The organism is Thermodesulfobacteriota bacterium (genome assembly GCA_035325995.1).
GTDB lineage: Bacteria > Desulfobacterota_D > UBA1144 > Nemesobacterales > UBA2774 > JADLGH01.
Genome location: DAOKYU010000003.1, coordinates 254,996 through 279,866 on the forward strand (window position 1 = coordinate 254,996; position 24,871 = coordinate 279,866).

At 57.0% G+C, this 24,871-nt stretch carries 24 protein-coding genes and 1 tRNA gene; 14 read left to right on the forward strand and 11 right to left on the reverse strand.

Annotated elements, in window-relative coordinates; genetic code table 11:
• Positions 1–36: 36 nt before the first annotated feature.
• The 6 genes from rpsR to PKC29_06045 all read right to left on the reverse strand — a co-directional run bounded on the left by rpsR (position 37) and on the right by PKC29_06045 (position 5,287).
• Complete coding sequence (gene rpsR, locus PKC29_06020) at positions 37–273, reverse strand: 30S ribosomal protein S18 (protein HML94968.1); 237 nt, start codon at positions 271–273, stop codon at positions 37–39.
• Complete coding sequence (gene rpsF / locus PKC29_06025) at positions 273–806, reverse strand: 30S ribosomal protein S6 (GenBank protein ID HML94969.1); 534 nt, start codon at positions 804–806, stop codon at positions 273–275. Before rpsF ends, rpsR begins: the two co-directional genes overlap by 1 nt.
• Positions 807–993: 187 nt before the next feature.
• Positions 994–3,036: a sodium-translocating pyrophosphatase gene (locus PKC29_06030; GenBank protein HML94970.1), complete on the reverse strand. Its 2,043-nt coding sequence runs from the start codon at positions 3,034–3,036 to the stop codon at positions 994–996.
• 45 nt (positions 3,037–3,081) lie between these two features.
• A complete protein-coding gene (pth, locus tag PKC29_06035) occupies positions 3,082–3,657 on the reverse strand; it encodes an aminoacyl-tRNA hydrolase (GenBank protein HML94971.1) in 576 nt (191 codons plus the stop codon).
• Positions 3,658–4,323: a 50S ribosomal protein L25 gene (locus tag PKC29_06040; GenBank protein HML94972.1), complete on the reverse strand. Its 666-nt coding sequence runs from the start codon at positions 4,321–4,323 to the stop codon at positions 3,658–3,660.
• A 22-nt stretch (positions 4,324–4,345) separates the two neighbouring features.
• On the reverse strand, positions 4,346–5,287 hold the full coding sequence (locus tag PKC29_06045) for a ribose-phosphate pyrophosphokinase (protein ID HML94973.1): 942 nt from the start codon (positions 5,285–5,287) through the stop codon (positions 4,346–4,348).
• A gap of 88 nt (positions 5,288–5,375) precedes the next feature.
• On the opposite strand from PKC29_06045, the gene PKC29_06050 reads away from it, so the two are divergent.
• The 5 genes from PKC29_06050 (at position 5,376) to PKC29_06070 (ending at position 9,264) form a co-directional block, all read left to right on the forward strand.
• Positions 5,376–5,810: a TIGR03668 family PPOX class F420-dependent oxidoreductase gene (locus tag PKC29_06050; GenBank protein ID HML94974.1), complete on the forward strand. Its 435-nt coding sequence runs from the start codon at positions 5,376–5,378 to the stop codon at positions 5,808–5,810.
• Between the two features lie 150 nt (positions 5,811–5,960).
• Positions 5,961–6,045: transfer RNA gene (locus PKC29_06055), tRNA-Leu, on the forward strand.
• A 97-nt stretch (positions 6,046–6,142) separates the two neighbouring features.
• Complete coding sequence (locus tag PKC29_06060) at positions 6,143–6,871, forward strand: SPOR domain-containing protein (GenBank protein HML94975.1); 729 nt, start codon at positions 6,143–6,145, stop codon at positions 6,869–6,871.
• A 203-nt stretch (positions 6,872–7,074) separates the two neighbouring features.
• On the forward strand, positions 7,075–8,268 hold the full coding sequence (locus PKC29_06065; protein ID HML94976.1) for a sigma-70 family RNA polymerase sigma factor: 1,194 nt from the start codon (positions 7,075–7,077) through the stop codon (positions 8,266–8,268).
• Between the two features lie 126 nt (positions 8,269–8,394).
• Entirely contained in the window at positions 8,395–9,264 is an 870-nt protein-coding gene (locus PKC29_06070; protein ID HML94977.1) for a sulfotransferase, read from the forward strand.
• 19 nt (positions 9,265–9,283) lie between these two features.
• Here the strand turns inward: PKC29_06070 and PKC29_06075 are convergent, their stop codons facing one another.
• Entirely contained in the window at positions 9,284–9,613 is a 330-nt protein-coding gene (locus tag PKC29_06075) for an SCP2 sterol-binding domain-containing protein (GenBank protein HML94978.1), read from the reverse strand.
• A 677-nt stretch (positions 9,614–10,290) separates the two neighbouring features.
• On the opposite strand from PKC29_06075, the gene mnmG reads away from it, so the two are divergent.
• A complete protein-coding gene (mnmG, locus tag PKC29_06080; GenBank protein HML94979.1) occupies positions 10,291–12,198 on the forward strand; it encodes a tRNA uridine-5-carboxymethylaminomethyl(34) synthesis enzyme MnmG in 1,908 nt (635 codons plus the stop codon).
• Here the strand turns inward: mnmG and PKC29_06085 are convergent.
• Together PKC29_06085 and PKC29_06090 are read right to left on the reverse strand one after the other, a co-directional pair.
• Positions 12,180–12,341 carry a hypothetical protein gene (locus PKC29_06085; GenBank protein ID HML94980.1) on the reverse strand — a complete coding sequence of 54 codons (162 nt, stop codon included), beginning with the start codon at positions 12,339–12,341 and terminating at the stop codon, positions 12,180–12,182. The two genes, mnmG and PKC29_06085, sit on opposite strands and share 19 nt — an antisense overlap.
• A gap of 219 nt (positions 12,342–12,560) precedes the next feature.
• Positions 12,561–14,645 (reverse strand): thioredoxin domain-containing protein, encoded by a 2,085-nt coding sequence (locus PKC29_06090; protein HML94981.1) that lies wholly within the window; start codon positions 14,643–14,645, stop codon positions 12,561–12,563.
• A gap of 244 nt (positions 14,646–14,889) precedes the next feature.
• Between PKC29_06090 and PKC29_06095 the strand changes: the two genes are divergently transcribed.
• A complete protein-coding gene (locus PKC29_06095) occupies positions 14,890–16,596 on the forward strand; it encodes a dynamin family protein (GenBank protein HML94982.1) in 1,707 nt (568 codons plus the stop codon).
• 52 nt (positions 16,597–16,648) lie between these two features.
• Here the strand turns inward: PKC29_06095 and PKC29_06100 are convergent, their stop codons facing one another.
• Entirely contained in the window at positions 16,649–17,068 is a 420-nt protein-coding gene (locus PKC29_06100) for a PilZ domain-containing protein (protein ID HML94983.1), read from the reverse strand.
• A gap of 239 nt (positions 17,069–17,307) precedes the next feature.
• Between PKC29_06100 and typA the strand changes: the two genes are divergently transcribed.
• From typA to PKC29_06125, 5 genes are all read left to right on the forward strand, one after another.
• The gene (gene typA / locus PKC29_06105) at positions 17,308–19,137 is read left to right on the forward strand and encodes a translational GTPase TypA (GenBank protein ID HML94984.1); all 1,830 of its coding nucleotides are present in this window, start codon (positions 17,308–17,310) and stop codon (positions 19,135–19,137) included.
• Between the two features lie 9 nt (positions 19,138–19,146).
• Entirely contained in the window at positions 19,147–19,746 is a 600-nt protein-coding gene (locus PKC29_06110) for a DUF938 domain-containing protein (protein HML94985.1), read from the forward strand.
• A gap of 67 nt (positions 19,747–19,813) precedes the next feature.
• The gene (locus tag PKC29_06115) at positions 19,814–20,326 is read left to right on the forward strand and encodes a hypothetical protein (protein HML94986.1); all 513 of its coding nucleotides are present in this window, start codon (positions 19,814–19,816) and stop codon (positions 20,324–20,326) included.
• Between the two features lie 48 nt (positions 20,327–20,374).
• On the forward strand, positions 20,375–20,827 hold the full coding sequence (locus PKC29_06120) for a copper chaperone PCu(A)C (GenBank protein HML94987.1): 453 nt from the start codon (positions 20,375–20,377) through the stop codon (positions 20,825–20,827).
• A gap of 107 nt (positions 20,828–20,934) precedes the next feature.
• Positions 20,935–21,870, forward strand: coding sequence for a DUF5996 family protein (locus tag PKC29_06125; protein ID HML94988.1), 936 nt, complete (start codon positions 20,935–20,937; stop codon positions 21,868–21,870).
• Here PKC29_06125 and PKC29_06130 read toward each other — a convergent pair.
• Positions 21,867–23,105, reverse strand: a complete 1,239-nt coding sequence (locus tag PKC29_06130) for an NnrS family protein (GenBank protein ID HML94989.1) — start codon at positions 23,103–23,105, stop codon at positions 21,867–21,869. The genes PKC29_06125 and PKC29_06130 overlap by 4 nt on opposite strands.
• A gap of 228 nt (positions 23,106–23,333) precedes the next feature.
• Here PKC29_06130 and PKC29_06135 point away from each other — a divergent pair, with 228 nt between their 5' ends.
• Both PKC29_06135 and PKC29_06140 read left to right on the forward strand, forming a co-directional pair.
• Positions 23,334–23,759: an OsmC family protein gene (locus PKC29_06135; protein ID HML94990.1), complete on the forward strand. Its 426-nt coding sequence runs from the start codon at positions 23,334–23,336 to the stop codon at positions 23,757–23,759.
• 239 nt (positions 23,760–23,998) lie between these two features.
• Positions 23,999–24,868, forward strand: a complete 870-nt coding sequence (locus PKC29_06140) for a Ku protein (GenBank protein HML94991.1) — start codon at positions 23,999–24,001, stop codon at positions 24,866–24,868.
• Positions 24,869–24,871: the final 3 nt, after the last annotated feature.

The window sequence follows — 24,871 nt, forward strand, 5'->3', positions numbered from 1 at the left end:
CGTTAACGTCTGTGCGCGGAAATCCGCCATCGCCGCTCAGTGAAGCACGGTGTAGGGGAGAAGCGCCATGAATCGCGCCCTCTTTATTTCCGTTGCGAGCTGCCTCTGGCAGCGCGCACAGAGCCCGGAGTTTCTCTTGGGAACTATCTTCTTCCTGTCGGTTATGTACCTCGACAGTGTGTCGATGTTCTTGTAGTTCATCTCTAACGATTCGGTGCAGAACCTGCACACCTTCTTTCTTGCGAAATACTTTCTGTCTCTCGGTGATTCCATTAGTTGGCTCCTCCTTCCGTGGGTTCGGCCGTCGCCGGCTCGCTCTCTGCCTTGGTCTCCTGCTCGGGCTCAGGTGCAGCTTCAGGTGCAGCTTCGGGTGCGGCCTCGGGTGCGGCCTCGGGTGCGGCCTCAGGTGCGGCCTCAGGTGCGGCCTCGGCCGGCGCCGCCTCCGGCGTGCTGCTCTCTTCCGCCGCCTTATTCTCCTGTGCGGCCTTTTCCTTGTTGGCCGCCGCTTCCGTTATGGATACTGTCATGAACCTGAGGACGTCGGTGTTATAAAAACGGAGATGTCTTTCGAGCTCGGCTACGGCGCCGGGGAGCGATTTGAAGATAATTATGTAATACGTCCCCCGGTTATAGTCCTGTATCTCGTATGCGAGCTCCCTCTGCGCCCACTTGTCGAACCTTATTATCTCTCCCTCATGGGCCGCGAGGGCGTCGCGGAGCCTCTGCTCTATCTTGGCGAGGTCCTCTTCCTTGATGTCGGGCCTGATAATGTATAAAGTCTCGTAATACCTCGGCTTTACAGCCATAGCTTAAAACCTCCTGTCCTGGTCTTTGGGGCCCCGCCCGAAATCGGCGGAGCGACAGATAAAACCTAATCCGGACTATTCTACCCGGAAATATCGATTTGTGAATACTTGGAATACTTGTGGAAAGAAGCCGGTGGGTGGAAAAAGGAAGGGCGGGAGTCCTTCACGGCCTCCCGCCCGGTTTTTTTTATGATATTAACAGCGGCGCTATGACGACTGCAACGATCGACATGAGCTTGATCAGGATGTTCATCGCCGGTCCGGACGTATCCTTGAACGGGTCGCCGATGGTGTCGCCGACGACGGCCGCCTTGTGAGCGTCCGAGCCCTTGCCGCCGAGGTGTCCCTCTTCGATATATTTCTTGGCGTTGTCCCATGCTCCGCCCGCATTCGCCATCATGAGCGCCAGCATAACGCCCGTGACGATCGCCCCAGCGAGGAATCCGCCGAGGCCGCCCGCCCCGAGTATGAGCCCGATGACTATCGGCGCTACTACCGCTATTACGCCGGGAACTACCATTTCCCTTAAAGCGGCGTCGGTGCTGATGCCGACGCAGGACGAGTAGTCCGGTTTTCCGTCGCCGTCGAGGAGCCCCGTGATCTCCCTGAACTGCCGCCTTACCTCTTCGACCATCTTCTGCGCCGTTCTGCCGACGGCCCCCATCGTGAGCGCTCCGAGGAGGAACGGCACCGTGCCGCCTATCAGGAGGCCCGTAACGACGTGGCTGTTCGTGAGGTCGATGGATGTGAGCCCGACGGCCTTGGTGTACGCGGCGAAAAGAGCGAGAGCTGCGAGCGCGGCAGAGCCGATCGCGAAGCCCTTTCCGATGGCCGCCGTGGTGTTACCGAGCGAGTCCAGCTTGTCTGTTATCTTCCTCGTCTCGGGTCCGAGTCCCGACATTTCAGAGATGCCGCCCGCGTTATCGGCGACGGGCCCGTAGGCGTCGACCGACATCGTTATACCTATAGTCGCGAGCATGCTGACGGACGCGATACCTATGCCGTAAAGTCCTGCGAAGTAGTACGAAAGCCCTATCGCGACCGCGACCGTGATAACCGGAAGCGTCGTGCTTACCATACCGACCGAAAGGCCTTGTATGATGTTCGTCGCCACGCCCGTCTGGGAGGCTTCGGCTATTTTTCTCACCGGCGTGCTCGACGTGTAGTACTCCGTAAGGAGCCCTATCGCGATACCCGAAAGGAGCCCGAGCACCGATGCGAGCCATATCCAGAGTATATTCTGTACTCCATCGACGAGCCCTACCGCAAGCAGAACCACCAGCGAAGCCGCGAGGTATATGCCGCCGGCGTAGAAGGTCGCCCTCCTGAGAACTAGCTGCGGCTCGAGATCCTTCATCCACTCGACGCTCTTCGAGCCGACGACGGATGCGAGGCTCCCTATGGCGATTAATACTATCGGGATGGCTATGAGGGCGATTTGGTTTTGTCCGCTCGAAGCCGCGATGACTATAGTCGCGACCACGGCACCCACGTAAGACTCGAAAAGGTCGGCGCCCATACCCGCCACGTCCCCCACGTTGTCGCCGACGTTGTCGGCGATCGTCGCCGGGTTCCTCGGGTCGTCTTCCGGTATCCCCGCCTCGACCTTGCCCACGAGGTCTGCCCCGACGTCCGCCCCTTTCGTGTAGATGCCGCCGCCTATCCTGGCGAAGAGTGCGACCGAGCTTGCGCCCATGGCGAATCCGCCCAGAACGTCGCCGAACTTTATCGCAAAAGCCGCGAGTCCCTGTGCGTCAGCCGGATTTTCGGGAAGACCAATGCCCAGTAAAAACGCGACGGAAAGTCCGAGGAGACCGATGCCGGCGACCGAAAGTCCCATTACGTTCCCGCCCTTGAAGGCGACGCTGAGCGCCTTGCCCTGTCCTTCGCTGGATGCCGCTTGCGCGGTCCTCACATTAGCCTTGGTAGCGGCCTTCATGCCGAAGAACCCGGCCGTCATCGAAGAAAATGCGCCGACAATATATGCTACCGCGGCGCCCCAGCCTATGAATAAACCGAGAAGTACGAATACGACTACTACGAATATGCCGATGATTCTGTACTCTCTCTTGAGAAAAACCATCGCCCCTTCGTGAATCGCAGAGGCGATTTCCTTCATTTTGTCGCTTCCTTCGGGGAGCGTGGTTATCTCCCTGTAAACCATAAACGCGTAGACCAGGACGGCTAAGCCGAGTATGGTGCCGAAATATGCCGCTATAACTTCTCCCATCGATTACACCTCCTTTATCGAGTAGCAGGATTTACTTCTGAACGATTAGTTTTCGGCGGACCTGACGTTGAACTTGTTCATGGTCCGTTCAAGTCCGTGCTCAATTAATTCAAGTACCGCGTCGGCAGCCCTTTCGACCGAAGTCTTCACCGTATCGCTCTCGCCGCTGCCGAATCCCGAAAGCACGTGTGAAGCCCCCCTCGATTTTTCCCCCGGCTTGCCTATCCCCATCCTTACCCTTATGAATTCGGTGCTTCCGAGCCTGTCAATTATCGACCTTATGCCGTTATGCCCCGCGCTTCCCCCTCCCGCCTTAACCCTCACGGTGCCTGACGGGAGGTCCATTTCGTCGTGAATTACAATAATGTCCGGTGGAGATATGTTATAGAAAACCGCAGCCTCCGACACCGCCTCGCCGCTCCTGTTCATATAGGTCTCCGGCTTGAGGAGTATCAGCTTTTCCCCTGATAAAAAACCTTCACCGTAACTGCCCCTGAACTTCTTTTTCGTAAGGTCGATGCCCGCCCTGCGGGCGATTTCATCGATTGCAAGGAAACCGAGGTTATGCTTCGTGGAAGCGTATTCTTTCCCCGGGTTGCCGAGGCCCGCAACCAATTTCATTTATTCCGACTGACCTTCGCCCTCTTCCGCGCTCTCTTCCTCGCCTTCCTCTTCTGCTGCAGCAGCCTCCGCTGCGACCTCTTCTTCCGTCCTGGTGTCGAGCTTCGGAGCTAAGACCGTGACTATCGCCTCGGAATCATCTTTGAGTAGGGTGATTGCATCGGAAGTCTTCAGGATTTCGACATGTATGGAATGCCCGACCTCGAGATCGGTCACATCCACTTCAAACGAGTTCGGTATGTCCTTCGGCAGACACTCGACCGGTATTTCCCTTAAAATTTCTTCGAGTATTCCCCCTTCCTTGACGCCTTTGGCCTTTCCTGAAATCTTCACCGGCACGTTCACGGTTATCTTCTTGTTTACGTCCAGGGCATGAAAGTCGAAGTGAAGCGGCTTGTTCGTAAGGAAGTCGTACTGCGCGGCATTCAGAATGGACAGCCTGGATACGCTCTTTTCGCCGTCCTTGTAATTGATGTCGAGAAGCGTATTCTCGCCCGCTTCGGTCGAAAGAGCCTGCTTCAGCGCCGCGGGGTTCACCGTAATCGATACGGGCTCGATTCCCTTCCCGTAAAGCACTCCGGGCACATTGCCGTCGTTCCTGGTTTTTCTTGCACCGCTTTTGCCGGTTTTTTCTCTCAGCGTTACCTCTAATGTACTCTGTGCCATGTCTTAGCACCCCTCCGGTTCTTTAGTTGAAAAGACTGCTTATAGATTCCCCGGTGGCTATCCTCTTTATAGCCTCTCCGAGGAGATTTGCAATGCTTATTACCCTGATTTTATCACAATCGGCAGCGTGCTGCGTCTGTGGAATAGTATCTGTAAGTATGATTTCTTCGAGCGAGGATTCGGTTATTCGCTGTATCGCGTTGCCCGAAAGGACCCCGTGCGTGCTGCAGAGCGAAACCCGCTTCGCTCCCTCCCTCAAAATGGCCTTTCCCGCCTGAATCGCCGTCCCCGCGGTGTCCACGAGGTCGTCCACGAGTATGGCTGTCTTCCCCTCGACGTCTCCGATCACGTTCATGATTTCGGCGACGTTCGGGTTGGGCCGCCTCTTGTCGGTCATGGCCAGTGCGGCATCGAGCATCTTCGCATAGGACCTCGCCCTTTCCATGCCCCCTGCGTCGGGTGAAACGATGACAATGTCCTCGCCGGCGTATTTCTCTTTTATATGTTGTATGAATATGGGGGCCGCGAATATGTGATCGACCGGGATATTGAAGAAGCCCTGTATCTGCCCGGCGTGAACGTCCACCGTCACGACCCTGCTGATGCCGGCCGTCGTGACGAGGTCAGCGACTAATTTAGCCGATATCGGGGCCCTCGGCTGGACTTTCCTGTCCTGCCGCGCGTAGCCGTAATACGGGATAACGGCCGTTATCGCCCTTGCCGAGGCCCTCTTGAGAGCGTCCGTTATTATAAGGAGCTCCATTATGTGCTCGTTTACGGGCGGGCACGTCGATTGTATGACGAATACGTGGGAACCCCTCACGCTTTCCGATATCTCGGCGAATATCTCGCCGTCGCTGAAGCGCCTCAGCTCCGCCTGTCCGAGCGGCACGTTCAGGTATTCGCAGACAGCCTTAGCCAGGGGTACGTTAGAAGTCCCGCAGAAAATCTTTGCATTGTCCATTTGAGCTCACATGAAGCCTAAAAGAGCATATTCTTCCGACCAAAAAACAAGGTATTATAAAATAGAACCCGGAGAATTCAAGTTTAAGTTGCATGTAACGCCCTCGGCTTCGGAAATCGAAATACTGCTTTCAGCAAGGGTCGCGAGGATGGCGACCGCGACCCCTGGCGGGGAGCCTCTGGTCGTTCCGGTCTGTTTCGTGTATACCGAGCCTTTTATATACACCCCCCTCGACAAAAAGCCCAAGAAGACGGAATGGAAAAGACTCAGGCGGGTAAAAAACATCTCCGCCAACCCATCCGTATCGCTCGTTATAGACGAATACTCCGAAGACTGGCGGAATCTCTACTACCTTATAATAAACGGCCGCGCCGGGATTATATCCGGGGGGAGCGAATACGAGGCGTCCCTCCGCGCCCTTTCCTCGAAATACCCTCAATATAAAGAAATGGGTCTCGAAGACGCCGGGCTCCCGGTAATCCGCATAACCCCGGTCCGCATAATTTCCTGGGGAAGCCCCTGATGCCCGCACGGACTCCTTAATAATACTAGAACCCCCGCTTCCACACGAAACTTCCCGTTTTCCGCACATTTTCCCCGCAGGCTATGGAAGGCTTGGGAGATGTGTGATAACATTAAGCCGTCTGGGGTTTTAATAAATAACAGCTTTAAAGCCGAAGTGGCGGAACTTGGTAGACGCGCTGGATTCAGGATCCAGTGGGTGAAAGCTCGTGGGGGTTCAAATCCCCCCTTCGGCAGAGCGTAGCGGAAAAGCCGATGGGAGAGATCAGGCCAAAACTTATCCTTGCCGATTCGGGCAGGAGAAGACGGGGTTCGGGCGGCGGATCTTTGCTAATGCTGCTCATCGTGTTCGCCGCCGGGGTATACGTCGGCACGAAGCTCGACGATTTCGGGCTTTTGGGGGAAAAGGAAGCTGCCGCGCCGGTTGCGCCCGTTACCGAAACCCGGGAAACGATATCGCGGAGCGCGGCCGAGCCCGGTGACACGTCACCCGGCTTTGCCGGGAGGGTCGCCGCTTCGTCAGGCGACGAAGGGAAGAGCCCCTACGAGGCCGTAACGATAGTCGAAGGCGGCCGGATCACTGTCGCGGGCCAAGGAGAGGCTCCCGATACGGCGGAAGTCGGCCTCACTTCCATAAGCCCCGAAAGGCTTTCCCCGACGGCGGAAGAGGCCACTGTCCTCTCGCCGGAAACCGGGACGCCCGAAGGGGGTACGGCTCCGCAGGAGGCCGAAAAGAAGCCTTCCGCCGGTGAAAGCTATACGCTCCAGGTCGCGGCCTTCGCCACCCCCGACGAAGCCCGAAAGGTTGTTAACGAATACAGGGGGAAGGGATATAACGCGTACACGGTCGAGATAGAAAATTCCCGGGGCGAGAAGTGGACCCTGGTTAAAATCGGCAAATATGGAAGCATCGAGCAGGCGTGGAGCCAGGCCACCGTATTCAAAAAGAGGGAAGGCGCCGAAGCCTTCGTAGAAACCCTCGGGCAGAAGACGGCCGTCAACGAATCCTGGCAAAAATCGCCCGGTTCCAACAAGGAATCCAATATGCAAAATGCAAACTAAAATCACCGGCTTTTGCCCGTAATAACTGCAGAAAGCGCGCTTTATGCACCCTAAATTATTGTAAAATTTCAAACCGTCAGATTTTTTTGCGTTTGCGAAGAAAATACTTGACAAGCACATATGCTAAACTTATAGTAATAGAGTTGGGCTCCGGGTTGCGTTTATACGACTCAAACTAAAAACCACGACAGAAGGTGTGTGAGATGAAATCGGCTAAATTCAGAGAGGTAGACCATGTTGCGTCCGAAATGGATAACATGAGCGACTTCAACGAGCAGGAAGAAGAATCATATTCATCACTGGGATTCGGTGATAACGACCTTATAGAAAGCGAAGAATCCGACTTCAGCTTCGAGGTGGAGGACAGCTCCGCCGAAGACGACCAGGAAGAGGAATGGACGCCCGACGAGCAGTTCAGGCTTCTTTACGTCTACTTCAAGGATATGGCCGTAGAGTCCCTCCTCACCGCCAAGGAAGAAATAGAAGTCTCCGCACAGATTAAAAAGTGCGAAGCCAAGGCAAAAGAGCTCACCCTCAACATCGAAAAGCTTGCCAAGAAAAGAAGCACTCTTTCGGTCAAAAAACCCGCGAGGGGGGCGGTCGACGAAAATGACCTCACGAAGCGCATCGAGAGCCTCATGGCTTTCGTAAAGGTCTTCTCCGAGCGCGCCTGCGAGCTCAAGGAAAGGTTCGTCAAGGCCAACCTCAGGCTCGTCGTCAGCATCTCCAAGAGGTACATGGGAAGGGGCCTTCCCCTCACCGACCTCATCCAGGAGGGCAACGTCGGCCTCATGCGCGCGGTGGAAAGGTTCGACCACACCAAGGGATACAAGTTCTCCACCTACGCCTCGTGGTGGATACACCAGGCGATCTCGAGGGCCCTTCTCGATCAGACCAGGACCATAAGGGTCCCCGTCTACGTTCTGGAGCAGGCCAGCAAGGTCTACAGGATAAGCTCCATGCTCCACAAGGAAATGGGCAGGAAGCCCCTTCCCGAAGAGGTAGCCGAGGTAGCGGGCATATCGGTCGAGGGCGTAAAGAGGATCCTCGAATCCACGAACGACGCCGCAAGGCTCGATACCCCCATACTCGACGGCGAGAAGACGACACTCCTCGATTTCATATCGGACGACAAATCGCCCGCCCCCGATTCCATAATGGCGAGCACCGCGCTCACCCACGAAATAAGGGACGCGCTCAACATCCTGACGCCCCGGGAAGAGGAGATAATCAGGCTCAGGTTCGGCATCGATCAGGACTGTACGTACACCCTCGACGAGATAGGCAGGAGGTTCGATCTCACGAGGGAGCGCATAAGGCAGATCGAAAAGAGGGCGCTCGAAAAGCTGGCCACGTCCGAGATGGGCGAGATACTGAGAAGCTTCCTCGCGCGCTGAAGTCTCTCCGGCTTTCGCCGGATCATCACACGGCAGACGCTCTGTATATGGAGCCCCGCGGACACATAGTGCGCCGCCCCGGGACGATTGTGTTTGCGCGCCGTTTAGTGTAATTTCCCTATTGAAATGAAACCCCTCCCCCCCGTCATAGTAATCGGGATGAGCCGTTCCGGAACGACCATGCTCACGAAGATGCTGGACGACCTCGGTCTCTATGCGGGCAAGAAACTCACGGACAACCACGAAGCGGTTTTCTTCAGGCAGCTAAACGACTGGCTCCTCACTCAGTGCAGCGGCGGCCTCGAAAACCCGGGCGTTATCAGGTATCTCCTCGAAGACCCAGAGGCCAGGGCCCTCTACGGCGGGTTCGTCGAATTCACAATGAAGACCCCGAAGGCGATTTCATTCCTCGGGCTTGGCGATTACTTCAAATACCGCACCCCGGCCGCGCTCGACGTGCCCTGGGGGTGGAAAGACCCACGTAACACCTATACCCTGCCATTGTGGCTCGACCTCTTCCCCGACGCAAGAATAATCCACATATACAGGCATCCCCTCGACATCGTAAACAGCCTCAGGACGAGGCGAAGAAAGGGTCTCTCGCGGCTCAGGGAAAAGGGCGGCTTGCCCGGAACGCTTTACAAATATTTCCTGGTGCGCCGCCACATAGGCACGGGGAAGGTTTTCACCGACCTCCGCGGGGCCTCGCTCGAAGAGGGGCTCCTCATGTGGGAGGAGTACATGGCCGAAGCCCGCAGGCACGTCTCCAGCCTGGGGGAGAGGGCTGTCGAGGTCAGGTACGAAGACTTCCTGGAGAACCCGGCCCCTGTCCTTAAATCGCTGTCCGATTTCTGCGGGCTCTGCCCCGCTCCCCTGTCGATAGAAAAAACGGCAGCGGGCGTAAACGAAACGCGCCGGCTCGCGTTCCTGAAGGACCCCGAGCTCAAGGAATATTCGGAACGGGTGTCCGACAGGCTGAAGGCCTACGGCTATTAGACGTCTATAGCGGCCCGGCCTATCTGCTCTTCTTCAGCAGCTCGCCGAACCTCATTGCCAGGAGCATGTCGCCCGAAATTTTCACCTTCCCCGTAAGGAGCGCGTTCTCCGGCGAGAGCTTCCCGTCGAAGAGGTTTACGAAGTGCTCGTCCTTCGTCTCTATCGTGCACTCCGCCTCGCCTCCCTCTTCCCTCACCCCTATCGACTCCGGCCTGAAATCTATGAGCCACGTTCCCCCGTCCCCGCCGCCGAGAACGATCTTATAGAGAGCCCCGACGTCCCTGTACTCGTCCGCCCTCTCCTTTAATTTCCTGTCCACCTTTTCGAATATCTCTCTCGTTCTCGACAAGGCCGTTCAGACTCCTTTTTATAGAATGGACTAGCATTCTACCACATGCGCACCGTGTGCGCTGACAAACGACGTAGCAAGGAAAGCGCTCATATAATCCTCCGCGCGTACTTGCGTCAATCCCCGGCCTTGCTTCGTCATAAAGCACACTACGTGCACGCCACGCGTGCAGGAACTCGACATAGCGGCGTCTTCGCTTTTATTCACCTTCGCGCGGCCATTACCCTGTGGTCTCCGAACACGCTACGTCTAAAAAGACACTACGTGCACGCCACGCGTGCAGGAACTCGACATAGCAGCGTCGTTAGCTTTATTTCTCTCCGCGCGTCCGTTGATTCATTCTCTTCCTTCCCCCTTCAAGGGGGGGGAGGTCGGGATGGAGGTTCCCTGAAGAGCTGTCATTCTGCCTGCTCGGTATCTTGTCCGGCATAACTTTCTCGTCGGTCGGAGCCTTTTTATCGGTCGGAGTTTTAGCGAAGTCCGAAGCGGAGTCCCGAAGCGAAGCCGGGAGCTCGATTCAGAATCTCCTCTGTTACTCTACTCATCCCGTCATTGCGAGGGAGCGCTTTATGCGACCGCGGCAATCCCGTCTTTCTCTCTCACCTTCTTCCCCCCGATTGACGCCCGCCCGCTCACTATTTACACTTCTTCTTTTTCTTGGGAGCCGGGAATTGAGCATCGAATATCCGCGTAATTACGACGTCATTGTCATCGGCGCAGGTCACGCCGGCTGCGAGGCTGCGCTCGCGTGCGCCCGTATGGGCCGCAGGACGCTCGTCCTCACGGCCAATATAGACACTATAGGCCTCATGTCGTGCAACCCCTCCGTCGGCGGGGTGGGCAAGGGGCACCTCGTAAAGGAGATCGATGCCCTCGGCGGCGAGATGGCGCTTGCCGCCGACCATTCGGCGATCCAGTTCCGAAGGCTCAACACCCGTAAGGGGGCCGCCGTTCAGGCTACCCGCATACAGGCCGACAGGCAGCTCTACAGGGCGTACATGAAATCAACCCTCGAAGCGCAGAGGAACCTCGACATAAAGCAGCGCATGGCCGAGGGCCTTTTGGTGAAGGGCGGCGCGGTATGCGGCGTGAAGACGACACTCGGCGAGCATTTCTATTCCGGCGCCGTAGTTGTTACCCCCGGCACGTTCCCGAACGGACTCATACACATCGGGCAGACGAAAATCTCCTCGGGCAGGGCCGGCGAGGCCGCGGCGGTCGGCATATCCGACTCCTTCGGCAGCCTCGGATTCAAAATGGGCCGTCTCAAAACCGGCACCCCGCCGAGGTTCGACGGCAGGACGATAGACTGGAGCGCCCTCGAGCCCCAGCCCGGCGACGAGAACCCGAAGCCCTTTTCCTTCTGGACGGGCTCTATCGAGCGCGGGCAGCTCCCCTGCTACATCACGTACACAAACGAAAAAACGCACAGGGTCATAACCGACAACCTCCACAAATCCCCTCTCTACTCGGGCGAGATAAAAGGGGTCGGTCCCCGCTATTGCCCTTCTATCGAAGACAAGGTCGTCAAGTTCCGCGACAAGGAAAGGCACCAGATATTCCTCGAGCCCGAGGGACTAACGACGTACGAAATATATCCCAACGGCATATCGACGAGCCTCCCGCTCGAAGTCCAGTACGAGCTGGTAAGGACTATAGACGGGCTTTCCGGCGTCGAGATAATGAGGCCGGGCTACGCGGTAGAATACGACTACGTCGATCCGACGCAGCTTAAGCCCACGCTCGAAACGAAGCTGGTAGACAACCTCTACTTCGCGGGTCAGATAAACGGTACGACAGGCTACGAAGAGGCCGCGAGCCAGGGGCTCATGGCGGGAATCAACGCCGCTCTACGCGTGAAGGGCGAACCGCCGTTCGTCCTCGACCGCTCCGAGGCCTACCTCGGCATCCTCATCGACGACCTCGTCACGAAGGGCGTCGACGAGCCCTACAGGATGTTCACGTCGAGGGCCGAATACAGGCTCCTACTCCGGGAAGACAACGCCGACATGAGGCTTTCCGAAAAGGGATACGCCATCGGCCTTCTCTCCGGAGAGCGCTACGAAAAAGTGAGGGCCAAAAAGACAGCGGCAGAAGAAGAGCTCCTGAGGCTCGAAAGCGTAAAGATAACGCCCGACGCGCGCGCGAACGAAATACTCCTTTCGCTCGGCTCCTCCACCATAAAAAAGCCGCAGTCCTTAAAGGAGATACTCCGCCGCCCCGAGATTTCCTACTCGGTCCTCTCCCTCCTTCCCGGAGGCGAATCCGCCCCCCGGCTTTCGGAAGACGTCCTCACGCAGATCGAGATGGAAGTCAAATACGAGGGCTATATCAAACGCCAGATCGAGCAGATCGAAAAGTTCAGGAAGGTCGAAAACCTCGGCATACCCGAAGACTTCTCGTACGACGACATCCCGGGGCTCTCGAAAGAAATAGTGCAGAAACTCTCCCGGGTTCGTCCCGGCTCACTCGGTCAGGCGAGCAGGATTTCGGGCATAACGCCCGCCGCGATTTCTGTTCTTATGGTTTATTTAAAACGGGGTGATATGGAAAGAGAAACGCCCGATCAGTCGTTTTCTTCCTGATCTTCGTCTTCCTCGGATTCGGCCAGCTCCTGCTCCAATAGCTCCATCATGTCCTCGTAATCTCCGCCGATGTAGCCCGAGTTTTCCGGGTCTTCGAGCATATCGACGAGGTCCTTTATCTTCTTCTTCCCTCTCTTGTTCATACGACTTTCCTCCACGCCGTCGTCTCCCGCCCGGCAATCTAAATTAATACTATAACACAGACTTTTTTCTCCACTTCAATACCTTCGGGGAAACTTTAAGGTTGATGAAGTATAAGGTCCGGACGACGAAAAGCAACATACATTTTTTCGGCGAAACCGCCGCCTGCGATTTGGAAAATGCAGCCGTTTTTATCTCTCGAATCCTCGCTCGCGAATTATCTATTTCGACAGAAGCCCGCGGATTTTCTCAGGCTCGGTTACGGGCAGCTCGCATTCGTAATTCATGCACACGTACGCCGCCGCCTTCCCGTCTATCATGTCCTGCTCTTTCGTAAACGGCGCAATGTCCCGGATGCCCGGGCCGGGCTCCCTCAAGAGCACAACCTTGTTCGGCGCGTAAAGTCCGCGGAGCGCCTCCAGCATCCTCTCCGTGTCCTCTCTTCCGCGCTCGCCCGAGATCACGACCTCGTACGAAGGCCCTACGCCGAAATCGAGACCCGACAAAAGCTGCGTGTATGCGCTCGGGGCCTGCTCCACCGCTGCCGAAAACGCCTTTCCGAGATTCCCCGCCGTCTCTTCGTAGGAAGAGTCCCCGGTTATCCTCCCTATCCTGAGGAGATTTAAAAGCGCGGCGGAGTTCGCCGACGGCACCGCGCCGTCGTAAACCTCCTTGTGCCTTATTATCATCTCCTCGGCGTCGTTCGCGGTGAAATAATATCCTCCCCTTTCCGTATCGAGATAGTGCTCGTTCATATCCTCCTGGAGTGCTATGGCCGTTCTTAGATATTCCGCGTCGAACGCGGCCTCGTAAAGCTCCAACAGCCCCCATATCAAGAATGCGTAGTCGTCGGCGTGCGCCGCTATGCCGGCCTCGTCCGTCCTGTAGCGGTGAAGCAGTCTCCCGTCTTCGCCGCGCATGGCGGTCAGTATGAAATCCGCCGCCTTTTTCGCGGCGTCTGCATACGGGGGCTCCCCGAACGCCGAAGCCGCCTTCGACAGCGCCGCGATCATGAGCCCGTTCCAGTCCGTCAGGATCTTGTCGTCCTTGTACGGGTGTATGCGCCTCTCGCGGGCCTCGAACAGTTTCTGCCGTGCACTCTCGACCCTCTCCAAAACCGCGCCCGCGTCCTCTCCGAACGACGTCGCCAGCTCTTCGAGCGGGGCCCTCAAATACAATATGTTCCCGCCCGAGCTCTCGCCCGACGCCTCCTCGCTGTAGTTCCCTCCGGGGCGTGCGTTGTACAGCCGTGCGATGAGCCCGCCGTCCTCTTTCCCGAGGACGGCTTCCAGCTCCTCCGTCGTCCATACGTAAAACTTCCCCTCGACCCCTTCGCTGTCCGCGTCCTCCGCCGAATAAAATCCGCCCTCGGACGAAGTCATGTCCCTGAGGACATAAGTGATTATTTCCTCCGCTGTTTTCTTGTAGCCTTCCTTCCCCGTCGCCTGGTACGCCTCGGTATACGCCATGACCAGTAGCGCCTGGTCGTAGAGCATCTTCTCGAAGTGCGGCAGGAGCCACTCGGCGTCCGTCGAATACCTGTGAAACCCGAACCCGACGTGGTCGTATATACCGCCGAGCCGCATTTCGGCGAGCGTCTTCTCCACCATCCGGAGCGCCTCTTCGTCCCCCGTCCGTTTCCAGTACCTCAAAAGGAACACGAGGTTGTGCGGCGTCGGGAACTTCGGCGCCGTGCCGAACCCGCCGTTTATCTCGTCGAATCTCCCGAGGAGCTGATTATAGCCCGTCTTGAGCGCGCTCATCCCCGGGGCTCCCCCGGCAGCGGCCGGCGCGTCGGCCGCCTTTCTCATGGCCGCCGTTATGCTCTCCGCCGACCTTACCACCTCGTCCCTCTGCGTGTCCCATATCTCTTTTATCTTCGGCACGAGGTCCACCATGCCCGCCCTTCCGAACCGGGCCTCCCTCGGGATATACGTGGCCGCGAAAAAGGGCTTCCTGTCGGGCGTCATCACGATATTCAAGGGCCATCCGCACCCGCCCTTCGAAAGGATCTGGCACACCGTCATGTATATGGCGTCTATGTCGGGCCTCTCCTCGCGATCGACCTTTATGGACACGAACGCCTCGTTCATCAGCCGCGCGACCTCCGGGTCCTCGAACGACTCGTGCTCCATCACGTGGCACCAGTGGCACGTCGAATACCCGATAGAAAGCAGTATCGGTTTGTCTTCCCTGGCCGCCTTCTCGAACGCCTCATCTCCCCACGGATACCAGTCCACGGGGTTTCCGGCATGCTGCAGCAGGTAGGGACTCTTTTCGTTTGCAAGTCTGTTGAGCTCTGTCATATGGGTGGGTTATATGCGAACGGCGGCCTGGATCACGGCCGCGGCGCCGGGGATATTCGGGAAGGCCGCTGTTTCGGGCCCCCGGCCGGCTGCCGGCCGCTCGTATATTCGGTTTATAGTTGAGTTTACATACCGGCACCCCGTTTACCAAACGATTATTCCGGCCGGGCAGCCGCTTCCGGGCGCCGTGCCCTGCGGATACTCACCCGGCCTTTTCTTGGTTATAATTGAGGTACTTTTCGACATGCAGATACTCGACGACAAATACTCGAAAATAATCCTCGAAGAGAAGCTCCTTCTCAAATCCCTCCTCGGTGAGATAAGCGAAGTCTCGGGCAAAGAGCTCACCGAAAGGCTCCGGTCCGTGGAAGAAAGCCTCGACAACCTCTTTTCCCTCGTTTTCATCGGCGAATTCAGCACGGGTAAATCCTCGGTAATAAATTCCCTCCTCGGCGAGGACGTGCTTCCCGAGGGCATAACGCCGACGACGGACGAAATCACCATAATACGGCACGACGACACTGGCGGCGTCAGCATCGAAAACGGTATGCGCTACATCTCCGTTCCCCAGGACAGGCTGAAGGGCATCTTCATAGTCGATACCCCCGGGACGAACGTCACGATAGAGCAGCACGAAAAGATCACGCGCGAGTTCATCCCGAAAGCGGACATAGTCTTTTTCGTCATCGGGGCCGAGCGCGCCGTAACGGGCAGCGAGGCGAAGCTGATCCAGTTCGTAAAGGACGAATGGCTCAAGAACATAGTCTTTCTCCTTAATAAAATAGACATAGCCAGGGACGACGACGAGCTGGAGAAGCTTCTCCGGCACACTTCACGCGAGCTCGAAAGGGCCTTCGGCATAAAGCCCCACATAATCCCCGTCTCCGCCCGCCTCGCGGGGGAGGCAAGGCTCTCGGGCGACGCCGCGCTCGCCGAAAAGAGCGGCTTCGGGCAGCTCGAAGAATACATCTTCCGCACACTCAGCGAAGAAGAACGCGTCAAGATGAAGATACGGAGCACGACGAACATCGCTCTCAGCCTCGCTGCAGAGGCCGAAAGGGCCCTCGACGAGGACATGAAAAAAATGGCCGACGACGTCGAGAAGCTCGGCGATTTCGAAAGGAAGCTCGAATCGCTCGAATCCGAGATGCTTCAAAACTCCGCGCAGTTCACCGAGAGGATAAGGAGCAGGCTCCTCGAATTCAAAACGCGCGGCATAGAATTCATAGACGAATTCATGAGGTTCGGTAACATCCCCAAGCTCATAAGCAAGCAGAAGATAGCGAAGGAGTTCGAATACAAGGTCTCGCGCCAGACGGTGAACGAGCTCGAAAAGGACCTCGACGCGATGGTCGTCTGGACCGAAAAATCCGCGAGGGGCCTTCTCGATTCGACCGTCGATTTTTACAACAGGTCCATAAGGCCCGACTCATCCTCCGGCACGACGGGCTTCATGTACGACAGGACGCGTCTTCTCGACACAGTCCGCTCCGAGCTCGAAACCAAGAGAAGGGCGATAGATCCCGGGGCGCTCGGCGGGAATCTCGTCGATTCCGCGCGCGCCGCCGTCGCCTCCGTCCTCGGGGTCCAGGTGGGCGGGCTAGCCCTCGGCGCTGCCGTCGTCACGGCGTTCTCCTCGCTCCTCGTCGACATAACCGGCATCCTCGCCACCATAGCCGTCGTGGCCACGGCGTTCATGATACTCCCCAAAAAACGCCGGGACGCCATGAAGGAATTCAGCCAGAAGGTAGACGCACTCATAGAAGAAATGATATCCTCGATCCGCTCCCAGCTCGAAAGGGATTTCGACGGCATACGGCTTCAGGCAATGGATTCCCTGATGCCGCTCAAGAATTTCTACAAGATGGAAAGAGAGAAGCTCACGGCCTCGCGGTCGCGCATACAAGAGCTGAAACTAAAGCTCGAAGAGATTAACAAGAGCGTGAATTAAAGCGGGGGATCCGGGCGGACGCCCGAAAGAAAGCCCCGTTACTTCCCTGTATCTAGAGGCCCGCACCCCGGGTCTTGAAAAGTAGGGCGTATATCTTTTTTAATTCATCGGTATGGCTCGTGATTTCTATCCCCATGAACCATTTCTCCGAGTGCGTGTGGTAGAGCCACCTTATCGTTCCTTCGAATTTGACGGTATCTTCGCCCGTGAACAATGCGGCGCGGATCCTGAAATTAGGGGGGAATCCCTTGCTTCCTTCGAGCCCTACGCCATGCTCCGACAGGTTGAACGTAAACCCGGTGAACTTCAGGTTGTCCCCCTCGTCCGTAGCGCGGCCGCCGAGGAGCCCGTACTTCAGTTTCTTGTAATAGGGAACCCTGGTCGAGCGCCTGAGTACCCTTATCGTATCCCCCTTTCCCTCGGCTATCTCCCCGAGATTGAGCTCATTTTTCGTATATCCCCCATTCTTCATAATTAACAAAATATACTAAAAAAACTGTTCTTACAATCGGACTTTAGTCCGTATATCTTTTAAGACTTTTGGCTAAATATAAAGTCTCCGAAATAAAAGTATTCCGAACCCCCATGACCGCCCGCCGGGCCCCGCGGCGCGAATCTGCGTGGCCCTTCTGTTGCCCGTTGACCGGTAGTGTATATTTAATGTCTGCCGGGGAACAAGTCGTCCGGTTTATCCGATTTCAAAGGAGTTATATGAGAAGAGACGACATACGTAACATTGCGATTATCGCTCACGTCGATCACGGGAAGACCACACTCGTCGACGCCATGCTGAGGCAAGGGGGGGTGTTCCGCGAGCACCAGGTGGTCGAGGAAAGGGTCATGGACTCGATGGACCTCGAAAGGGAGCGCGGGATCACGATAATGGCGAAGAATACAGCGGTCCATTATAAAGGCATCAAGATCAACATCGTGGATACCCCGGGGCACGCCGATTTCGGCGGAGAGGTCGAGCGGAGCCTCAACATGGTGGACGGTGCGGTGCTCCTGGTGGATGCGAGCGAGGGCCCCCTTCCGCAGACGCGCTTCGTCGTAAAGAAGGCGCTCCAGAAAGAGCTCCCGATAATCCTCGTCATAAACAAGATAGACAGGAGCGACGCGCGTCCCGAAGAGGTCATAAACGAAGTCTACGACCTCTTCATAGAGCTCGACGCCAACGAGGAGCAGATAGAATTCCCCATCGTATACACGAACGGCAAGGCCGGCAAGGCCCAGATGAGCCTCGCCGAATCCTCGAACAACCTCGTCCCGCTTTTCGAGACGATAATATCCTCTATACCGGGGCCCGAAGTCGGCGACGGCGGCGTAACCCAGTTCCTCATCACCAACCTCGACTACGACAACTACGTCGGCAGGATAGCCATAGGCCGCCTCACGAACGGCGTCCTCGAAGCCAACCGCTCCTACGCCCTCTGCGGCGAGGCCGGCGCGAATACGCCCGTAAAGATCTCGGTGCTATACACGTTCGACGGCCTCCGGAAAACCCAGGTCGATAAACTCGAGGCCGGCGACATCGCCGCCATAGCCGGCGAAGACAAGGTCAAGATAGGAGACACCGTCTCAGACCTCGAAAACCCCGTCCCGCTCGAACGCATAAAGGTAGACGAGCCCACGATCTCGATGATCTTCTACGTCAACAACGGCCCCTTCGCCGGAAAGGAGGGGAAGTTCCTCACCTCCCGCCACATACGCGACAGGCTCCTCCGTGAAAAGCTCGGCAACGTCGCCATAGACGTAAAGGAGACGGACAGGGCCGACGCCTACGAAGTCTCCGGCCGCGGCGAGCTCCAGATGGTTGTCCTCATCGAAATGATGCGCCGCGAGGGCTACGAGTTCATGGTGTCAAAACCGAGGGTCCTCACACGCCAGGAAAACGGCAAGGTCACCGAGCCCGTAGAGCGCATATTCGTCGACGTCCCCGAGGCCTACGTCGGCGCCGTCACGGAGGCCATATCGTCCAGGAAAGGCCGCATGGAAAACCTCCGCAACAACGGCAACGGCAGGGTGGATATAGAGTTCCTCATCCCCTCCCGCGCCCTCATCGGGTTCAGGAGCCAGTTCCAGATAATTACCAAGGGCTCGGGCGTCATAAACACCCTCTTCGAGGGCTACGAGCCCTGGTACGGGCCGATACCCCAGCGGTCTACGGGCGCGCTCGTTTCCGACAGGTCGGGGAAGGTCACGGCCTACGCCTGCCTATCCATGGCCGACAGGGGCGAGCTCTTCGTAGACGTAGGGACGGATGTCTTCGAGGGCATGATAGTCGGCGAAAGGAACCGGAGCGGCGACCTCAACGTCAACATTACCAAAGAAAAGAAGCTCACCAACATGCGGAGCTCGACGGCCGAAACCACGGTCGTGCTCAGGCCCCCGAGGCCCCTCTCGCTCGACCAGGCGATAGAGTTCATGGCCGAGGACGAGCTCGTCGAGATAACCCCTTCGAGCCAGAGGCTCCGTAAATTCGAGCTCAGCTCCACAAAGCGCGAGATAGAAATAAAACGCGAAAAGAAACTTAACCAGTAAGGGAGGGATATTGTGGAAAAGCCGTACAGCCAGTCGAGCGAAAACAATAAAGAGCCGATACTCGCCGTCCTTAAAGAGGCGTTCAAGGACGCGTCTTTCGTCCTCGAAATCGGCAGCGGCACAGGTCAGCACGCCGCCTTCTTCGCGGCGAACCTCCCGCACCTCGTCTGGCAGCCCACGGACCTCCCCGAAAATCTCCCCGGCATCAAGTTATGGGTGGACGAGGCCGGGCTACCGAACCTTAAAGACCCCATAGTCCTTAACGTCGCCGACGCGCTCTGGCCGGTCGAAAAGGCCGACGGCGTCTTCTCGGCGAACACACTCCACATCATGAGCGAGTCCCGCGTCGGATGTCTTTTCGACGGCATAGAGGTCGTCATGAGAGGGGGCGGCACGCTCTGCATATACGGCCCCTTCAACTACGGCGGGGACTATACGAGCGAGAGCAACGCAAAATTCGACGAGTGGCTCAAGGGCAGGGATCCCGAAAGCGGAATAAAGGACTTCGAATGGGTTAACGCCCTCGCCGAGCGCGCGGGATTCACGCTCGTAAAGGACCACGAGATGCCCGTCAACAACAGGCTCCTCGAATGGCGCAAAACACCGTGAGCGGGCTGTTGAATGTCCTGCATGCGCGTATCATAATCATATAAATTCGGTCGCCACGACAATAGCGATGAGAGACACGATAGCCTTTGTCATTGGAAACTACTTCTTAACGACATTCGTCCTCGGCCTCCTTTTGGGATGGATATCGCTCTCGCGGAGGCCCCGCCCCCGCACTCCGAACGTCAAGGTCGAATCGTTCCTCTCGTGGTATATGCTCCTTGCCATAGGGGTAAGCAACCTTATAAATTTCGTCTTTCACGTTTTCTTCGGAGAGATGACTGCGCGGTTCATCGGCTGGGCGGACAGCCCCTTTCAAAGGGAAGTCGGCTTCGCGAGCCTCGGCATGGGCATCGCGGGGATGCTCGCTTTCCGCGCCGGCCTGCCGTTTCGTTTCGCGGCCCTCATCCCCCCGGCGGTATTTATGCTGGGCGCGGCCGGCGGACACGTATACGAGATGATAGCGGCGGATAATTACTCCTTCGGCAACGTCGGCCTCGTTCTCCCGTCCGACATAATCATCCCCATAGCCGGCTTCATCCTCATCCGGCTATCGTATAAACACCCGATGCCTTCCCGATAGTTGTGCTAATATTTATATATCCTCGCCCCGGTACGAAAAGGAGATTAGATGAGAAAGTATATTTTTGCCCTGGCCCTTCTCTTTATCCTGACCCCCCTCTCTTACGCTCAAAACAAGGTCTACGTGTCGGATATGCGTATAGGTGAGGCCCCTTCCGGGTCGAGCTCCATCCCCGTTTATCTCAATATAGGCAATCCCGGCGAGAGCGATGCGAAGCTCGTCAAGGTATCGAGCGTGATGGCGGATAAGGTAGCGCTCTACGCTCCGAAAGCCGGCGGCGGCAAAGGTGAGGTTGTAGAAGCGGATTCCCTTACCGTTCCGGCCGGCGGGAGCCTCGTGCTCAAACCCGGCGGACCATACATATTGCTCGAAGGTCTCAAAGCCTCCATTGCCGATATCGACGGTATAGAGCTCTTCCTCAAGTTCGAAAACGCAAGGAACGCTATCGTCACGGTTCCGACGAGAGACCTCGGTAAAGAGAAAACCCCCTTCGACAATTAGCCGCGCCCCGCGGCAGGCAACGAGAGCCGTTCTTTCCCGGCCCCGCCGCCGTTCGGATATGTGCTATAATTTGGAATAGCTAAACGCAGTTTCGGAGGAGATAGCCCATGACGCCGGTATATCCTGGTAATATCGACCCCTGGCCCGCCCTTCCGCTGGGCGAATGGAAGGACACCGCCGCCACTCTCCACATGTGGACCCAGATCGTCGGCAAGATCAGGCTCGAGCAAACGCCGTGGGTCAATCATTCCTGGCACGTCACCCTCTACGTCACGTCCCGCGGCCTCACGACCTCTCCCGTTCCCTACGGCCTCAAAACCTTCCAGATAGATTTCGACTTCATCGACCACAAGCTCGTCATCGAAACCAGCGACGGCAACGTCCGCCTACTCGACCTCCGCCCCCGTACGGTGGCCGATTTCTACGGCCAGGTGATGTCCTCGCTGAAGAGCGTCGGCATCGACGTCGCCATACACACGACGCCCAACGAAATCCCGGACCCCATACCTTTCGAAGAGGATCACCAGCACGGCTCCTACGACGCCGACTACGCCAACCGCTTCTGGCGCGTGCTGGTTCAATCAGACCGCATATTCAAGGAATTCAGGGCGCATTTCATAGGGAAATGCAGCCCGGTCCACTTCTTCTGGGGGAGCTTCGACCTCGCCGTCACGCGCTTTTCCGGGCGCACCGCCCCGCCGCATCCGGGCGGCGTTCCGAATATGCCCGACGTCGTCGCGCGCGAGGCCTACTCGCACGAAGTTTCGAGCTGCGGCTTCTGGCCCGGCGGCGGAGCGATCGATTATCCCACTTACTACGCCTACGCCTATCCGACCCCCGAGGGCTTTAAGGACTATAAAATAAAGCCGAAGGGGGCGTTTTACAGTAACGACCTCGGCGAATTCCTGCTGCCCTACGACGAGGTCAGGACGTCCGACGACCCTGACGCAGCGCTTCTCGACTTTCTCCAGAGCACCTACGCTGCCGCCGCCGACCTCGCCAAGTGGGACCGTGCGGCGCTCGAGCGCTACAAGCTTCCCTAGGTCCTGGCTATTTCCTGGCGCATCCTGCTGTGCGCGTGGGATACGCCCGCCCCGTTATCGAGCGGAGGATTCCACAGCATCGGTACGAACACCACCGCGAATATCGAAAACGCCAGTATCCACAGCACCTGCGCGGCGGCTATCCATATTATGTAATGACCCATGTCGGCGATCGGGAAGAACACCCTCACTACAGCCCCCAGAAGCAGTATGGAGAATATCCAGAATACTATCCCCGGCGGCTCGAATACGTTCCTTCCCGTGTGCCCGAGAGTCGCCCGGGACATGAAGCCTATCGTCATCATCCCGATGCCGCCGTAAACGAAGCTGTGGAGGGCCGGCATCTGAGGAATCGCGACGTAAAGCGAAAGAAACTTGAGCCCGAACCCGACGGCTATCCACGAGTACGCCACGAAAAGAACCCACAGCATCGGCTTTCCCCAGATGCCGTTCGAATACCAACCGTAGAGCCTTATTGAATAGATGACGGCGAGCACCCCTGCGGTCATCGACGCGAGCCTCGCGTTCACGAAAAAGACCTCGACGAAATAAAACAGGAGGAAAAAGACGACGCTCAGTATGTCGATGCTCCTCCGGTTCTTGGGCTCGAACGTAAACTGAAGGCCGTTCCGTATGAATATCGGGATCATCCTCCTCCCCATGAGGACTATGATCGATATAACGATGTAAAGCGCCGAATATATTCCCCACCGCTGACCGTTCGGCAGCACCCCGGCCACACCGAGATAAAAGAGCACGTTGCTCGCGGCTATGATAGCCAGGTGCGCCGCGAGCGCGGATTTTTCCCGGTTCTGCGTTTTGATTACGGGGTAGAGCACCCTGAACGTGAGCACTATCAGGAACAGGCAGTCGAATACTGCGCCTATCTTATACGAAATATCCGTCACGAGAGTAAGCGACAAAAATACCCTCGCCAGTATCCAGAGGCTTAAAAGAAGTACGAGCGCCGATTTCTTGTTTATCACGAGCCCCGACCAGTATCTCTCGATGGTCAGGAGGAACCCGGCAATGACGGCGGCCGAGTAGCCGAACAGCATCTCGTGAGCGTGCCACATGAGCGGCGACATGCTGACGAAGTTCAGCTTGAGCCTGAACGTATAATACGCGGTCCAGAGGACCAGATAATATATGGCGGCAATGGTCGCCAGCATGAAAAATGTTCTCATCGCCGGCTCGAAAATCGTATCCCCGTTTTCCCTGCCTATCTTCTTCAACGCACGCCTCCTTGATGAGTGAGTACTCACTCATTATAATACTCCGTTCCGGCGGGTTTGTAAAGCGGCCCATGCATGCAAACGGCCTCTGTCGGCGGCATGCTCCGTGTCCCCCCCGCGGGATCGAGAGTCGCCCGGATTTTCCGGGCTTTAATCCGCGCGCTTGGTATAATAGAGGATATAAACCTGATAAAGCCCGGTGAACGCTCCGGGCGGGAGGAGATGATCATGAAAAGAAGCGCATCCGCCGAATGGAAAGGAGACTTAAAAGGCGGCGAGGGAACGATATCGACAGAAAGCGGCGTCCTGTCCGATACGCAGTATTCGTTCAAGACGCGTTTTGAAGACGGAAATGGCACGAATCCTGAGGAGCTCATAGCGGCCGCCCACGCGGGCTGCTTCTCCATGGCGCTCTCGCTGGAGCTCGCCAATTTCAACCTCACCGCCGACAGCATTAAAACGACGGCCGAGGTGACGCTCGAAAAAACCGACCAAGGTTTCGCCATCACGAAGGTGCACCTCGACCTCAGGGCGAAAATACCCGGCGCCGACGGCGATACGTTCCGGAAGGCCGCCGATAACGCGAAGAAGGGCTGCCCGGTCTCAAAGCTCCTTAACGCGGACATCACCCTCGACGCCGCCCTCGAAAGCTGACGGCGAGCACGGCGTCCGGCGGGCTCTATAGTCGTTTTCGGTTCTATCGAATGGACGCAGCCCGTCTCCGCGTCCCCATCTATCCTTCTTTTCCCTATAGCGTGTTCGAGCGCCCGGCCTCTAATTTCGCCTATGTTCCGGCGGCATATGCAGTAGAATTAGTAAAAAGGGCCGGGGCATACCTGAACAGCTTTCCCCGGCCGGCTGAAGGCTCTTAAGCCTTTCGGGGGGAATACAAAATGGCGCGTCCCATATGGAAAGGGCACATCTCGTTCGGTCTTGTAAGCATTCCCATAACCCTTTATTCCGCCGAAAAGAGGTTCGATCTCCACTTCAAGCTCCTCGACAGCCGCGACAAGGCCAAGATACGCTATTCGCGCATTAACGAGGTCACGGGCGAAGAGGTCCCCTGGGACCAGATAGTAAAAGGCTACGAATACGACGACGACAAATACGTCCTCATCGACGAGGAGGAATTCAAGAAAGTCGCGGTCGAGGCCACCCGCACTATAGAGATAGAAGATTTCGTCGCGCAGGATTCGATAGACTACGTCTATTTCGACAAGCCTTATTTCGTCGTTCCCGACAAGAAGAACCGGAAGGGCTACGTCCTCCTCCGCGAGGTCCTCGGTAACAGCGGCAAGGTCGGCATTGCCAGGGTGGTGATACACACGCGGGAATACCTCTCGGCCCTCTTCGTAATGGGCGACGTCCTGGTCCTCGAGCTTCTCCGCTTCGAGCAGGAGCTCCGAAAGCCCGAAGAATTCGAGCTCCCCGAGGGGAGCCTCTCGGACTTCAAAGTCACGAAGAAGGAGGTCGAGCTCGCCGAAAAGCTCGTCGAGGCCATGACCGTAAAATGGCAGCCCGAAAAATATCAGGACGAATACCGCGCCGAGCTCATGGAATGGATTCAAAAGAAGGCGAAGTCTGGCGGAGTCGAAGTCCCGCCGGAAAACGAGGAGCCCGAAGAGGAGGGCGCCAGGGTCATAGACATGATGGAGCTCCTTAAGAAAAGCGTGGAGGGCAAGGGCGGCGGTGGCAAGTCCCGTGCGAAAACCACGGCCTCCAGGAAGAAAAAGACTTCCGGCGCCGGAAAGAAAACCGGGTGACGC

Bases quoted from the DNA above. Each gene is read 5' to 3' on its own strand.
- PKC29_06030 (HML94970.1), bottom strand. From the start codon at position 3,036: ATGGGAGAAGTTATAGCGGCATATTTCGGCACCATACTCGGCTTAGCC.
- rpsF (HML94969.1), bottom strand. From the start codon at position 806: ATGGCTGTAAAGCCGAGGTATTACGAGACTTTATACATTATCAGGCCC.
- PKC29_06045 (HML94973.1), bottom strand. From the start codon at position 5,287: ATGGACAATGCAAAGATTTTCTGCGGGACTTCTAACGTACCCCTGGCT.
- pth (HML94971.1), bottom strand. From the start codon at position 3,657: ATGAAATTGGTTGCGGGCCTCGGCAACCCGGGGAAAGAATACGCTTCC.
- PKC29_06120 (HML94987.1), top strand. From the start codon at position 20,375: ATGAGAAAGTATATTTTTGCCCTGGCCCTTCTCTTTATCCTGACCCCC.
- PKC29_06140 (HML94991.1), top strand. From the start codon at position 23,999: ATGGCGCGTCCCATATGGAAAGGGCACATCTCGTTCGGTCTTGTAAGC.
- PKC29_06135 (HML94990.1), top strand. From the start codon at position 23,334: ATGAAAAGAAGCGCATCCGCCGAATGGAAAGGAGACTTAAAAGGCGGC.
- typA (HML94984.1), top strand. From the start codon at position 17,308: ATGAGAAGAGACGACATACGTAACATTGCGATTATCGCTCACGTCGAT.
- PKC29_06040 (HML94972.1), bottom strand. From the start codon at position 4,323: ATGGCACAGAGTACATTAGAGGTAACGCTGAGAGAAAAAACCGGCAAA.
- rpsR (HML94968.1), bottom strand. From the start codon at position 273: ATGGAATCACCGAGAGACAGAAAGTATTTCGCAAGAAAGAAGGTGTGC.
- PKC29_06095 (HML94982.1), top strand. From the start codon at position 14,890: ATGCAGATACTCGACGACAAATACTCGAAAATAATCCTCGAAGAGAAG.
- PKC29_06060 (HML94975.1), top strand. From the start codon at position 6,143: ATGCTGCTCATCGTGTTCGCCGCCGGGGTATACGTCGGCACGAAGCTC.
- PKC29_06085 (HML94980.1), bottom strand. From the start codon at position 12,341: ATGAACAAGAGAGGGAAGAAGAAGATAAAGGACCTCGTCGATATGCTC.
- PKC29_06090 (HML94981.1), bottom strand. From the start codon at position 14,645: ATGACAGAGCTCAACAGACTTGCAAACGAAAAGAGTCCCTACCTGCTG.
- PKC29_06125 (HML94988.1), top strand. From the start codon at position 20,935: ATGACGCCGGTATATCCTGGTAATATCGACCCCTGGCCCGCCCTTCCG.
- PKC29_06065 (HML94976.1), top strand. From the start codon at position 7,075: ATGAAATCGGCTAAATTCAGAGAGGTAGACCATGTTGCGTCCGAAATG.
- PKC29_06115 (HML94986.1), top strand. From the start codon at position 19,814: ATGAGAGACACGATAGCCTTTGTCATTGGAAACTACTTCTTAACGACA.
- PKC29_06100 (HML94983.1), bottom strand. From the start codon at position 17,068: ATGAAGAATGGGGGATATACGAAAAATGAGCTCAATCTCGGGGAGATA.
- PKC29_06070 (HML94977.1), top strand. From the start codon at position 8,395: ATGAAACCCCTCCCCCCCGTCATAGTAATCGGGATGAGCCGTTCCGGA.